The organism is Symmachiella dynata (genome assembly GCF_007747995.1).
Taxonomy (GTDB): domain Bacteria; phylum Planctomycetota; class Planctomycetia; order Planctomycetales; family Planctomycetaceae; genus Symmachiella; species Symmachiella dynata.
The window spans coordinates 922407-935817 of sequence record NZ_CP036276.1 but is presented as its reverse complement, the minus strand read 5'-3'; the positions used below and the strand labels follow the sequence as shown (position 1 = coordinate 935817).

The following is a 13411-nucleotide window of genomic DNA, read 5'->3' as shown; positions in this document are numbered from 1 at the left end:
GACTTATGCGTTCAATTCGATACCGGCCGCTCCTCTGGAAACTGCTTGGCTTGATGGCGTTTCTTCTTGCGGCGCCGACCTGGGCTGAGGAAACGACTACTCCTGCGGCAAAGGAAGAATCGTGGGACGTCATCTATCTCGGTGATTCGCGTGTGGGCTACGCGCGATCGACAACCATGCCGGTTGTGCGCGATGGGCAGAAGTTGATTCGCAGCGAAACCGAAATGCATATGGTCATCAAACGTTTCGGACAAGCGTTGAAAATCACGATGCTGGAAACGTATGAAGAAACGGCGGATGGGGATGTCGTTTCGTTCTCGATGAGCATGAACAACCCGCCTTTCTCTAGCATGACATCGATCGGAATACGTTCCGGCGACCAACTCGACATTACGACCGAGATCGCCGGCAAGAAATCGCACAAAAAAGTCGCCTGGGATCCCGAGGCGAAATCTCCTGCTTACCAACAGCGGCTGCTCGAAGAACAACCGCTCAAGCCGGGCGAGACGCGGACGATTAAAGTCTTCACCTCCGATTCACTCCAATTTTCAACGGTCGATATCACGGCAATCGGCGAGGAGAAAGTGAAGTTGCTGGATGGGAAGCTGCATAACTTAATGAAAGTTGCCAGCACAATGACCCTGCCCGGAGGAGTCAAAATCACTTCCGATTCCTACCTGGACAAAGAGGGGGCAACGCTGCGGACCACTTTGCCCATGGCAGGACTGACGATGTCGATGTTCCGCGTCGAGAAGTCTGCGGCACTGAAAGAACTGGCCGGGGACGAGCTGGATTTGGGGATCAGCACGTTGGTCAAAGTGCCGCGGATCAAAAACGCGCATCAGGCAAGCAAAGTCGTCTATTCCATCACCATGCCGGGAGAGGATCCGGCACAATTCCTCATCGCCGGTGAAACACAGAAAATCGAGAAAACCACAGATCCCGAAGTAGTGACCTTATCCGTCACCCAAGCGGCGAAGCCTAAGTCCGGCGATTCTAAGACAGCGGCGGTGGACGACGATTACACGCTTCCGACGCCGTTTCTACAAAGCGATGACCCAACCGTGGCAAAACATGCCCGGCTCGCCGTCGGTGACGAACAGGACGCTTGGAAGAAAGCGTTGCTGCTGGAACAATACGTGCATCAAAAATTAACAAAAAAGAACTTTTCGACGGCGATGGCGTCCGCCGCTGAAGTGGCGGCGAATCTTGAGGGGGACTGTACCGAGCATGCGGTCCTTCTAGCGGCGATGGCCCGTGCGGCGGGTATCCCCTCACGAATTGCGGCCGGATTGGTCTATGTCGACCGACTGAGCAGCTTTGGAGGCCACATGTGGACCGAGGTCTACGTGGCGGGGCATTGGATTCCGCTGGACGCGACGCTGGGTGCCGGTGGTATCGGCGGCGGGCACATTAAGTTGTCCGAAACCAGTATGGCGGATGATGCGGGTGCTCCCATTACGGCATTATTGCCGATGATGACTGCATTGGCAAAAATAAAGATCGAGGTGATTGATGTGGAGCATGCCCGATGATTCGTTGACTTAGGGTAGGCTGTTAAATCTGCCTGTATTGCCGAAGCGGTGCGAACGTTAGCCGTGTTGCTGATCTTTGTGGCAGAATCCGTCTTATACGGTCGAAAATCGGGCGGCAACGTCTATAATAGACTGCAAACGAGCGCTCCGTTGAACGGCAATTGGCCGTTAGGAAATTGCCCCTGGTGCGCGGAGTGCGGCAATTTAAACATTGACGCAATCGCACACCGCCTCGATTCCGTTCCTCATCACACGATCCCGCCACCGGAGATGCCGGCGCGAATTCAATAGGAAGCAATCAAAACTGCTATGTCGTCTTTGCGAGATAATTTAATCATTCAACTTGGGCCTGGGTTGTTCGGGGGCACCACCTTGGGGCATTGGATGAAGTTGTTGTGGGCGAACGGTTTTTCGATCGCGCCGCAATGTATGCTACGCGCCGGCGCCATCACGGCGATCTCCGCCGCCACGACTGCCTGTAGTTATTACGAAAGCCTGCGGTACTCCGCAAAGGTGCGCGATGTCGAAGTGCAACCCCCGATTTTTGTGTTGGGCCATTGGCGGAGCGGCACCACGCATCTGCACAATTTAATGTGCGTCGACAAACGGTTTGCCTACCCCAATTTTTATCAGGTCCTATACCCGCACTCGTTTCTTTCGACCGAGTCGACCATCACAAAAATGTTCAAAGCGATCGTTCCCGAGAAACGCTTTGTCGACAATGTGAAACTCGCGTTCGATGTGCCCTACGAAGACGAATTTGCGCTATGTGTCTCCACGCATTTCTCAAATTACACCAGCATGGCGTTTCCCCATGCGGAAGAAGAGAACAACCGCTATTTGACAATGCGCGACGTCCCGGCTGAAGAATTGGCACAATGGCGGGCGGCGTTGATGCTGTTTCTGAAAAAACTGACCTGGAAATACCAGAAGCCGTTGGTGCTCAAGTCGCCGTCGCACACCTGTCGGATTAAACTTTTGCTCGAGATGTTTCCCGACGCCAAGTTCATTCACATCCACCGCGAACCGTATAGCGTCTTCCGTTCGACACGCGGCTTGATTACAGGTTGGGACCGCTGGCATCGCTTACAGGTACGAGATTTTGCCGCGCTGGACGATTATTTGATTCGTCGCTACAAAGAATTGTACGACGTGTTCTTTGAAGAGCGTTCGCTGATTCCCGAGGGACAATTCCACGAGTTGTCCTACGAAGCGCTCGATGCCGATCCCTACGGCGAGATTGAAAAAGCTTACGCCCAACTCAACCTGCCCGATTTCAACGGAGTGAAAGAGGACATGCAGGCCTACGTCAATGGGATTTCGAATTACCAGAAAAACTCCCATCCTGATCTCGAGCCGGAACTCCGGGCCACCATCGCCCAGGCTTGGCAAAGAAGTTTTGAGGAATGGGATTACGCCGCCTAACGGGGGCGAAATGCGGCGCAAGGATCATGCGTCGGGACCGGGCGGTTCCTCCTCAGTCGCCGGCTGCAGTTCGTTCACCGAGGCTGTATCTAAATCAACCAGCGGCTCGTGTGCCGCATGTTGAATGCGTTGCAGTTGTGTGCGACGAAAGCGACGGTCGCCGGCTGAATAGCGCCAAAACAAGGCTGCGAGCACAACGCCCATCAGGACGACGACGCCCAGGATGTAAGGCGCCAGTCCCAACTCGGGGGCGATGGTTTGCGGCGGTGTCCAGCGCAACTCTTTACCCAACAGCATGGTGGTCGAATGCGGGCCGTGCTGGGCGACAAAAGCATACTTTTTGAAAAAGTACCCGGTGAAGCGGCAATCGAGATCCAAATCGGTGCCGGTGGGAATTCCCTCGGGGATTTTTGTGAAATGCATCAGCACCGGGTTGGTCCCCGAGTCGGGCGTAAGCATCCACGCTTCGTAGACCGTCTCGATCCCAAAATCGTTTTTGACTGCCTGCATGGGCGTCAACTGTTTAACGCGTCCGTGAATGGTGACCAAGCGTCCGCGGTAATCATCCGGATCGGTGAACATCTGAGCGAACGTCACGTCATCAGCCGCAGCGGACTCCAATTGTTGTTCCGATAGGTCGCGGGCCTGCGCCAGGATTTTGTAGTACGCACCTTGTTCGGCGTTGCGAATGCCTAGTTTGTTGTCGTACAGGTTGGAAAGCAGTGCTGGGTCGAGACGGGTGGGGTCGTTGTCGTCGACTTGTTGCGGATTTTCCACCGGCGGATTGGCGGGAAGCGGTTCAGCCACACGAAACCCGCCGGGTGGCACCGCGTCTGCTTCGGGATTGAGTCGCGCATCAATCGGTTTTTCGGGGGGATTGGCCGCGGATGACTGTGCATCGACCGGAGGACCGGTCAACCAGTACCATGATTCGGGCTGGGCGGCGAATTGGAAACCCATGACGACAGCCCCCAACGTAGCCACCATCAACAACAACCGGCGTTGATCACGGGCATTGAAATAGGGGTTGGGGCCTTCGGTTTTGTGAAATCGCATGCGATCGTCAATATCCGCGTGAACACGAGGGCAAAAATACCGTATTGCCTATTATAGGCAAACGCCGCACGATGCGAAATCCGCAATCCGCCACAACGTACAGCAAAAGCCCCCCTCCGCTGGTGACGAGTTGCGATGAGCGGTGGCGGGCTATATTCTGGGGGAAGTTGGTTTGTTGCAATTTATCGCGAATTTTTGTTGATCGTGGGATGTGAATATGAAACTCGCTTGGCTCATCTCGATATCGCTGGTACTCACAACCGTGGCTGCGGCCGAGGATCGTGTGGGGGATCGACGTTTGGAGTTCTTGAGTGCGCTGCGTGAGAGGGCGTATTTTGATTATGCCCTGTTGTATTTGGAGCAATTGGAGGCTCGGCAGGACCTATCGGATGAGTTTCGCCAAGAACTGCCGTTGGAAAAAGCGTTGATCTTGTTGGAAGATGTCCGCCAATCGACGGCAGCAGCCGAACAACACGCCCAGTTGGATTTGGCGAGTGCGGAATTGTCACGGTTTCTAAAGGCCAATCCGGACCATGAACGCGCCGCTCAGGCGAACAGTGAATTGGGTCAGGTGTTTGTGCAAAAAGGGCGGGTGGATGTGTTTCAATCCCGCTCGCCGGCCAATTTGCGGCGCAAATCGGAATTGCGCAAGTCGGCCCGCGAGTATTTTCAGAAAGCCCGAGAGGTTTTCACCAAAGCGGAGGCCCAACACAAAGCAGCCTTCGAGAAATTTGACACGCACATTGATCAGAAAAAGAACCCCAAAGAGTATGCGGCACGACGCGCCGCGGAGAAAAACTATCTGCAGGCTCAATTCAATTTAGCGCATGTCACCTTCTATGAATCCGAAACCTTCGACCCTGGATCGGACGAAAATAAAAAACTGTTAGAAAAAGCAGCCGCACAATTCGAAAAAATCCACAATGCCTACCGCAGCTTGATTGTGGGTTTGTATTCGCGAATGTGGCAGGGCAAGTGCCACGAAGAACTGGGGAATACGTCACAAGCGTTGGGGATCTATTCCGAACTGCTGAAGCATCCCGGCACGAATGAAACGCTGGCTCGACTCCAAGACGCCGTGCAGCGATTTCGTATGGCCTGCCTCAATTCCCGTGGTGACCATGTACTGGTCATCGATGAGGCCAACGAATGGCTCAATCAACGCGAGCGGGTCAGATACGGATCCCGCGATCACCTGGGGATTCTATGGGAACGGATTCTCGCCCGCGAAGCATTGGCGGCAGTTGAAGGCACCGATGAAAAGGAAAAGGGGAAATTGCTCCGTCCAACGCGGTCTGACCTGACGTTCATCAAATCACGTTCGGCTGAATTACGCGAAATGGCCTCAGAGAAAGAACGGGTCATTCTGGGGCTTTTAAAAATAGCAAATACCGATCCAGAGGAATTTGACGTCGCCTTAACGGAGGGGCGGTCCTTGGTCACACGTATCGGCACATTGAATCAAAAGCTTCGTGAGGTCCAAAACTCGAATAACGAAACCGCAATCGAAGCTACAAAACAAGAACGTGCCGAAACAGTCGCTGAGGCGGTTCGGATATTGAACTTGGCAATTCAGTTGTCCGACCAGACCACAAAACTTGAGGACCTCAACCGAGTCCGGTATTGGCTGGCGGTCGCCTATTTCTTTATGGATGACCATGAGTATGACGCGGCCGTGATTGGAGATTTCATCGCGCGCCGCTACAAAGACGCGACTCCCAGCGTCGCACTCGACGCCGCATTTTTGTCGATGACCGCTCACATCGAGGCTATCAATGCCAACCGCTCCCCGGACGCCTCGGCCGAAATTGATGCGGTGGATCTGCAGCCGGTGATCTCGATGGCGGAACTGATTACCACCCATTGGCCGAAGCAACCCAAGGCGGATGATGCGCGGGTGCGGCTGGGGGAATTTTATAATCGGCTCAAGGAATATCAAAAAGCCGCTGACTATTATAATCAAGTCGACGAGTCGGCGGATCAATATCTCGACGCGCAGTTGAAAGCGGGACAGGCCTATTGGAATGCCTATGTCGCAGCTGCCTCGAATAATGAAAACGAACCGGTGGATGATAAAACGACGCAACAATGGTTGGAGAAAGCCCGGCAACACCTTGTGGTCGGCATCGCCAAGATGCAAGAAGAGTTGGCCCCCGATGTAAAACCGTCCGACTCGTTGACCTATGCCAAGTTGACCTTGTCGATGATTCATAACGAGACCGGCGATTTTCCCGCAGCGGTGGAATTGCTGGCCGGAAAACAATTCGCCGTATTGCCGCAAGTCGCCACGACCGCCCCGCGACCGGAGCAAGGTGTGACCAGCGTCAAATTTGCCACAGCCGCCTATCAACAGGCGATGCGTGCTTATGTTGGTACGCGCGACATCAACAAAGCGCAGGCCGTATTGCAGGAATTGGAAAATCTGGGAAGTAGCGACGTGGTGACCGGCCAACTTGTACAATTGGGTAAACAATTGCAGGAGGAAGTGGAACGCTTGCGAAGTCGCAACGATCCTCGTTTGCCGGACGTAGTGAAGTCGTTCGAAGAATTTCTGACAGCTATGTATGAGCGTGAAAACCAAACCATGCAAATGCTGTCTTGGGTCGGTCTGACCTACTATGACTTGGGTCAAGGATTGAGTAACGGCAAAGTTCCGCCACCTCCCGAAGCGGTCGACAAATTCGCCCGGTCGGCTGCCGTTTTCACCGATGCCTTAAAGCGCTATGAAGCCGACCCCACGTTGGGAGAAAGGAAGCAAGCGGACAACTGGCAATTGCGGTTGGCGCGGGCCTTACATCAACAGGGGGAATATGAACAAGCCCAGAAATTGATCATGCAGATCCTGAGCAAAAACGCGCGGGCCATTGACGTCCAAATGGAGGCCGCCATGCTAATGACCGATTGGGCCATTGTAGATCCCAGCCATGCAGCGGAGCATCTGGAAGCGGCCATCGGCGGCGTCAAACCCTCGGGCGGCGGCGACAAAATCATTTGGGGTTGGGGGACCTTGTCACAAAAAGTCCTGACGGCGATGTTGCAAGGAGGCGACGCTCAGAAAATCCAAGAGTGGGCTCAACTGTTCGCCGAGAGCCGATACTGGTTGGCCGTATGCCGACGACGGTTGGGACTTGCGCAATCGGCCACCGATGAACAAGTGCGGTATCTGGAATTGGCACTATTAGATATCACCAGCACGGTGCACGCCGGCGCCAACATCAGTCAAACCCCGTGGTGGACAAAGCTCAACGCCCTCAACAAGGACATCCATAGTGATCTGGGCCGCACGGCTCCCGCGGATCTGCGCCCGCCGGTAAGCATCGCCACCACCGAACCGACAACCGACACAACCAGCGAACAGGACGTTGCAATCGCATCGCCTACCGACTCACCTGCGGTCGCCGCGACAGTACCGGAAACAAGCACAGGTTCCGGCAACCTCACATTACTGATTGCCGGCGGCCTGACCCTCGCTTTTGTCGGCGTGATGGGGTATTTACTATTCGCCGGCGGCAAAAAGAAACCACGCCGCTACCGCTGAAGTCACCAGCGAATATTTCGTAACTGCCTACTGCCTACTGCCTACTGCCTACTAATAAAATGCCCGAACAACTGACCGCTGGTGAACAACTGGCCCGTGACATTATCGACCGCGTCGAATCTTTGATTCTTGAGGCGGAACGCGAACAAAAACCGCTGGAACTCGATCCGTTTCGAGAACGGCTGTTCGAGTTATTCGTCATGGCCGAAGCGACCGGCTTCGTGCTCGATGGGGATGCCGACCTGCCCGATCTTTCCTCCGACGGCGTGGGGCACGAATTGGCTCAACGCTGGAATCTGGCCGATGCCGTCCGCTCCAGCATGGAACAACAGGCCCGCCTACAAGGCGAGCAACTGGTCAAAATGCGGCTGATGTGGTCATTCATGCGGCTGTGGATGGAATGGACCTACGCCTGGCAGCGCTGGGAGGAATTTCATCCAACGGAAAACAGCGATCCCACGACGTAAAGTCGGTGCGTAAACAGCAAGGGGATCATGCGTCGTTTTTTCGCATTAAGTTTTCGTCGGCACATCCCCCAACACCAAGCGTGTGAGCGTCTCTGCGTCTTGTGGGTTGGGGAGGCCCCAGTTGGGTTCGTAGTGGTATAACTCTTGCATCGAAGGGACTTCGAGATTGCTGTGTAGGATTTCGAAGTGGTCGCAGGTGAGCAAAGCGGGGTGGCAGACTCCGCAGGCGCGGGAGAGATGGGTGAGTTCCTTGCGGAGCGTGACGACATAGTTTGCCATCCGTGCCGCTTTCGAGGTCGGGTCCAGGCCGCGCATCAGCCAACGGTTTTGAGTGGCGATTCCCGCCGGGCAATGGCCGGTGTGGCAGCGCTGTGCTTGGATGCAACCGATCGACAGCATGGCTTCGCGGCCCACATTGACCAAATCGCATCCAAGTGCAAAGGCAAACAAGGCTGACTCGGGGAGTCCCAGTTTCCCCGAGCCGATGAAAACGATATCCTGGTGTAGTCCCGATTCGGCAAACGTGCGATACACGCGGCTCATGCCAAGCTTAAACGGCAACGAGACGTGATCACTGAAGGAGAGCGGCGCCGCACCGGTCCCCCCTTCACCGCCATCGACGGTGATGAAATCGACGCCGCGGTCGGAAGTCGACATCGCTTCAGCCAACTTCTGCCAAAAGGCAAGCTCCCCCACAGCCGATTTGATACCGACAGGCAGGCCGGTTTTGTCAGCCAGCATTTCCACGAAATCCAGCATGCTGTCGACATCGTGAAAGGCACGATGGTTGTTGGGGCTGGCACAATCGACCCCCATGGGGATGCCGCGGATCTCGGAGATTTCGCGAGAAATCTTAGCCGCCGGCAGCATGCCCCCCAGTCCCGGTTTGGCCCCCTGGCTAAGTTTGATTTCGATCGCCCGAATCGGATGGGCGGCCACCGTGTCGAGGAACATTTGCAGGTCAAAGTTTCCCTGCGGGTCACGACAACCGAAATAGCCCGTACCGATTTGCCAAATCAATTCACCGCCATGAAGATGGTAACGAGAGACGCCCCCTTCGCCGGTGTTGTGCAGGCAACCGGCAATCTGCGAACCACGATTCAGCGCTTCGATGGCCGGCGCGCTGAGTGATCCAAAACTCATCGCCGAAACATTCACCACCGACTTCGGACGAAAAGCGTGCCGGCGGCCTCGTTTTCCTCCCAGAACTTTGGCGCAGGGCAGTGAAAAATTCGGATCAAATTCAGCATCGCAACCGTGATAAATGGGCAGCGGAAACATCACCTGCTTGACGATCAAATGATTGGCGGGTGTCTCAAGATCGTTGTCTGTACCGAAGCCGAAATAGTTGTTGGCCAGTTTGGAAGAGGCATACACCCAGCGCCGCTGATCACGAGAGAAGGGCCGCTCCTCGTTGTTGTCGGTCACGATATACTGCCGCAACTCCGGACCAACCGCTTCGAGGAGGTAGCGAAAATGTCCGATCACCGGAAAGTTACGGAGTATCGCATGCTTGGTTTGCAACAGGTCGTAGATGATGACGGCCAGCAGACAAAATCCCAAGCCGGCGAAGATCCAATACGCCATTGCAGTGTCGCTTTCTGTTGATGCCCCGTTTAAACAGTCACGGGTGGTTTCAAGCGTGATCAACCTAACACAGATTGGGGGTTGTAACAAAAAACAACAGCGGAAAGAAGAATCTGGACGGAGGAGACGGCCAGTCTAGTCACCACGAAAAAAGCGAAAGACACGAAAAGAACTTACATTTTAGATCCATTTTGGCTTTGAGCGCTAATTCGGCGCCGAAGGTCTTCACCGTTTTCTCTGCATGTTTTCGTGTGTTTCGCGTTTTTCGTGGTTTCCACAATTTGTCGGCCTTCCAGGGATGTTGGGAATTCACCTTTCAGCGGTTGCTGTGCAGAACCCGGTATTCTGTACGGTGGCGGCGGGATGCGTTAGAATTGGATCTGTAGCTCCGTTTTGTAATCACTCTCACGCTCTTCAAACGAAAAGCCGATCGTGTCGCGTATTTTTCTCTCCTTGGTGACCGTCCAGACTGCCGTATTGGGGTATGCCATTTATCGTGGTTGGAATATCGGCGATGCCACCGAGATGGCTGCGCAGGATGCGGTGTCGTTTCATATGAAATTCGGTCTCTTCGCGATCCTGTTGTGCTGCTTTTGCCATGCCCTGTTGCTGACCTATTTCATGGGAACGGGACGCTGGCTGGAGGAGACCTGCACGGCTTATGAGTTGGGGCCGGAATTTCGTGAGCGGAACATGAAACTCAAATGGTCGGCTTACCCGGCGATGACCGTTTGTTTCGCGCTGTTGATCGGCATGATGATCACCGGCGTAGCCGCGGATCCGGCATCGATGGTCAAGTTCGATGGCTGGGGCAGTTTGACAGCGGCACAGGTGCATCTCTGGGTTGTCATTTTAACGGTTTCGATCAACTTGGCAGTCAATGTTGGTGAATATGTCGCAATCCGTGGTAATGGCGAATTGGTGAATGCGGTGTTGGACCGCGTGCGCGAGATTCGAACGGAACGAGGGTTGGAAGTCTAATGACACCGGCCTCTCCCGACTCCGACCCGACCCAGCGGACTTTGGGCGTTGTTACGGCAACGTTGTTGGTCGTTGCCAGCATGATCGGCACGGGTATTTTTACCACCACCGGTTACTTGGTCCGCGACGTGCCGTCGCTGCCTGCAATTTTGTTTGCCTGGGTGTTGGGAGGCATCGCCGCATTACTGGGAGCATTGGCCTATGCCGAGTTGTCGGCCTGCATGCCCCGCAACGGGGGTGAGTATCACATACTCTCTAGGTTGTTTCACCCGGCGATTGGCTTCACGTCGGCTTGGGTCTCTTTGATCGTCGGATTCTGCGCACCCATCGCTGCCACCGCGCTGGCATTTGCGAAATATTTGGAGACGGTCATTCCGGATGGTTACCACCAGACGGCGTCGTTTCTCTTCGGCGACACCTCGCCCCGGGACCTTGAATGGGTCAACAGCGGCATCGCAATTATTTTGGTGCTGGTGCTGACATTGATTCATCTACTGCACGTTGCGCACGGCAGCCGCTTTCAAAATCTGTTTACGATTTTTAAAGTCGTATTGCTGTCTGTTTTGATCATTGCCGGATTGTCGCAAGGTGATTTGTCGCGGATTACCGACGATAAGCGGCCCATTCTGGAAGCGATACTGAATCCCGGTTTTGCCTTCGGATTGATTTTCATCTCCTATGCGTATACCGGGTGGAATGCCGCTGCCTACATGGCGGGGGAGATTCGCGAGCCGCGGCGCAATTTGCCAATCGCCTTGTGCTTGGGGACCTTGATCGTCACGGCGCTGTTTTTGGGATTAAACGTCGTCTACTTAACAGCTGTCCCCAGAGCGGATTTGGCCGGTGTGGAGACGGTGGCCAATACAGCAATCATCGGCTTATTCGGCGCCGCAGCGGCGCGTTGGATGACATTGCTAATCGTGCTGGGCCTGGTTTCGATGGCCGGCGCGCTGATTATGACCGGGTCGCGGGTTTATGAAACGGTTGGTCAGGACTTTCGCCAATTACGCTGGTTCGCGTTACGCCGCGGCCGGGGCGGTCCCCATGTTGCGCTGATTGTGCAAGCGGCCGTGGCGGTCCTCATGATCGTTGTGGGCAACTTGCAGGTCCTGATGGCCTATGTCGGATTTACGTTGTCTTTGTTTTCCGCGTTGGCCGTCTGCGGGCTCTTCGTGTTACGCCGTCGTCATCCCCAATCGGCGGATGCGTTTCGTATGCCGGGATATCCGCTGACACCGCTGTTGTTCATTCTGTTTACGCTGTGGATTGTCGGAATGGTCATCTATCGCGAACCAAACGTCGCCATCGCCGGCCTGGGAACCTTGGCCGCTGGCGGAGCCTTGTATTGGGTCCTGGATCGCTCGCCATCACACAATGATGCTGAATAGCCAGTGGCACCCAAATCAAATCCAACGATCAATTGTGACAAGCCTCGGAGCACTAGCGGAGGTCTTCGCGGAGTCGTTCCCAGCGTTGCTGCATGTCGGTCAGTGCGGATTGATGCTGGGCGTTCCCGGCGAGGTTGTCCAGTTCTTGCGGGTCAGCTTGCAGGTCGTAAAGTTCTTCGCGCAATGGGTCCGATTCGACGTAGCGGATGTACTTCCAACGCGCGGTGCGGACCCCTTCGGATTTGGGAATCCGTTTGTGCGGAAACAGATGCTCGTAAAACCACTCTTCGCGCCACTCCGGCGACTCGCCTTTGAGCAAGGGGACGAGACTATGGCCCTGCATCGTCTCGGGGCGTTTCGCGCCGGCGAGTTCGACAATGGTCGGCGCGATGTCGATGTTGAGCACCATCTCATCATAGATCTTGCCACGCGCTGCTTGGGGAAGTCGCGGGTCATAGATTAGCAGCGGCGTGCGGATCGATTCCTCATACATCAACCACTTGCCCGCCAGACCGTATTCGCCCAGGAAAAAACCGTGGTCCGAGGTGTAGATGATCACCGTGTTGTCGAGCAAATTCTGCTCGCGCAATTGCGCGACGATCGAGCCCACCACGCGGTCGAGGCCGGTGATCAGCCGGTAATAGTCCTTGACCGATTTTTGATACATCTCGGGCGTGGCAAAACGAATCTGCCAACGGACGCGGCCCTCGGAGGTTTGTAACCACTCGGGGAGGTTCTCGAACACCGCAGGTTCGGTTTTGGGGACCGTGGGAATCGTGACGTCGTTGTAGAGCGCATCGTAGCGATGGTCGGGTTGAAAGGGATGGGGGTCGCCATCCTGGCAGTGGGCGGCTTTGAAACTCATCGCCAGACAAAACGGCTCATCTGCCTTGGCCGTCTTTAGAAATTTAACCGCACTCTCTTCCAGTTTCTGTGTGATGTGCACTGGATCGTCCGGATAGAAGTAGCGGCCTTGACCGGCGAATCCGTCCCAGTAATCAAAGTTCTCTGCGGGAAGCTTTCCACCGACACCCCACTTGCCGATAAACGCGGTTCGGTAACCGCTCTCACGCAACAGCATGGGATAGGTCTTAGCAAACGCTTCGGGCGACAAAATCGTGCGAAAGTCGTGCACGCCGTGCCGCCGCGCATATTGACCGGTCAAAAAGCTCGCCCGACTGGTGGCGCAGATCGATGTCGTGGCAAACGAGTTACGAAATAACACCCCCTCAGCCGCCAATTCATCCAGATGCGGGGTCTGGATAATCGGATTTCCCATCGAACCGAGCGTGTCGAAGCGCTGATCGTCGGAGAGCAGAAAAATAATATTCGGCCGCGTCTTATCAGCCGCATCAGCGTTGGTGACCGTCACGGCTGCACAGGCGAGTAGTGCAGCTCCGGCGATGAAAATCGTTTTGGAATTCATGTATCGTT

At 55.0% G+C, this 13411-nt stretch carries 9 protein-coding genes; 6 read left to right on the top strand and 3 right to left on the bottom strand.

The window, feature by feature from the left end; all coding sequences use genetic code 11:
- The first annotated feature begins 5 nt into the window (after positions 1-5).
- Entirely contained in the window at positions 6-1535 is a 1530-nt protein-coding gene (locus tag Mal52_RS03595) for a transglutaminase-like domain-containing protein (protein WP_145374360.1), read from the top strand.
- A gap of 309 nt (positions 1536-1844) precedes the next feature.
- Positions 1845-2960, top strand: a complete 1116-nt coding sequence (locus Mal52_RS03590; RefSeq protein WP_145374359.1) for a sulfotransferase family protein — start codon at positions 1845-1847, stop codon at positions 2958-2960.
- A gap of 24 nt (positions 2961-2984) precedes the next feature.
- Here the strand turns inward: Mal52_RS03590 and Mal52_RS03585 are convergent, their stop codons facing one another.
- Positions 2985-4016, bottom strand: coding sequence for a hypothetical protein (locus Mal52_RS03585; RefSeq protein WP_145374358.1), 1032 nt, complete (start codon positions 4014-4016; stop codon positions 2985-2987).
- A gap of 217 nt (positions 4017-4233) precedes the next feature.
- Between Mal52_RS03585 and Mal52_RS03580 the strand changes: the two genes are divergently transcribed.
- On the top strand, positions 4234-7554 hold the full coding sequence (locus Mal52_RS03580; protein ID WP_145374357.1) for a tetratricopeptide repeat protein: 3321 nt from the start codon (positions 4234-4236) through the stop codon (positions 7552-7554).
- Positions 7555-7613: 59 nt separating this feature from the next.
- On the top strand, positions 7614-8021 hold the full coding sequence (locus Mal52_RS03575; RefSeq protein WP_145374356.1) for a hypothetical protein: 408 nt from the start codon (positions 7614-7616) through the stop codon (positions 8019-8021).
- Positions 8022-8066: 45 nt separating this feature from the next.
- Here the strand turns inward: Mal52_RS03575 and Mal52_RS03570 are convergent, their stop codons facing one another.
- The gene (locus Mal52_RS03570) at positions 8067-9608 is read right to left on the bottom strand and encodes an FMN-binding glutamate synthase family protein (protein WP_145374355.1); all 1542 of its coding nucleotides are present in this window, start codon (positions 9606-9608) and stop codon (positions 8067-8069) included.
- 432 nt (positions 9609-10040) lie between these two features.
- Here Mal52_RS03570 and Mal52_RS03565 point away from each other — a divergent pair, with 432 nt between their 5' ends.
- Positions 10041-10589: a hypothetical protein gene (locus Mal52_RS03565; protein WP_145374354.1), complete on the top strand. Its 549-nt coding sequence runs from the start codon at positions 10041-10043 to the stop codon at positions 10587-10589.
- A complete protein-coding gene (locus Mal52_RS03560; RefSeq protein ID WP_145374353.1) occupies positions 10589-11977 on the top strand; it encodes an APC family permease in 1389 nt (462 codons plus the stop codon). The genes Mal52_RS03565 and Mal52_RS03560 overlap by 1 nt, the downstream gene beginning before the upstream one ends.
- Before the next feature lie 52 nt (positions 11978-12029).
- Here the strand turns inward: Mal52_RS03560 and Mal52_RS03555 are convergent, their stop codons facing one another.
- Positions 12030-13403 carry a sulfatase family protein gene (locus Mal52_RS03555; RefSeq protein ID WP_145374352.1) on the bottom strand — a complete coding sequence of 458 codons (1374 nt, stop codon included), beginning with the start codon at positions 13401-13403 and terminating at the stop codon, positions 12030-12032.
- Between the last annotated feature and the right edge of the window lie 8 nt (positions 13404-13411).

What these genes read in the sequence shown, in the direction of transcription:
- Mal52_RS03580 (WP_145374357.1), top strand. Translation starts at nt 4,234, where the DNA reads ATGAAACTCGCTTGGCTCATCTCGATATCGCTGGTACTCACAACCGTG.
- Mal52_RS03560 (WP_145374353.1), top strand. Translation starts at nt 10,589, where the DNA reads ATGACACCGGCCTCTCCCGACTCCGACCCGACCCAGCGGACTTTGGGC.
- Mal52_RS03590 (WP_145374359.1), top strand. Translation starts at nt 1,845, where the DNA reads ATGTCGTCTTTGCGAGATAATTTAATCATTCAACTTGGGCCTGGGTTG.
- Mal52_RS03595 (WP_145374360.1), top strand. Translation starts at nt 6, where the DNA reads ATGCGTTCAATTCGATACCGGCCGCTCCTCTGGAAACTGCTTGGCTTG.
- Mal52_RS03575 (WP_145374356.1), top strand. Translation starts at nt 7,614, where the DNA reads ATGCCCGAACAACTGACCGCTGGTGAACAACTGGCCCGTGACATTATC.
- Mal52_RS03570 (WP_145374355.1), bottom strand. Translation starts at nt 9,608, where the DNA reads ATGGCGTATTGGATCTTCGCCGGCTTGGGATTTTGTCTGCTGGCCGTC.
- Mal52_RS03555 (WP_145374352.1), bottom strand. Translation starts at nt 13,403, where the DNA reads ATGAATTCCAAAACGATTTTCATCGCCGGAGCTGCACTACTCGCCTGT.
- Mal52_RS03585 (WP_145374358.1), bottom strand. Translation starts at nt 4,016, where the DNA reads ATGCGATTTCACAAAACCGAAGGCCCCAACCCCTATTTCAATGCCCGT.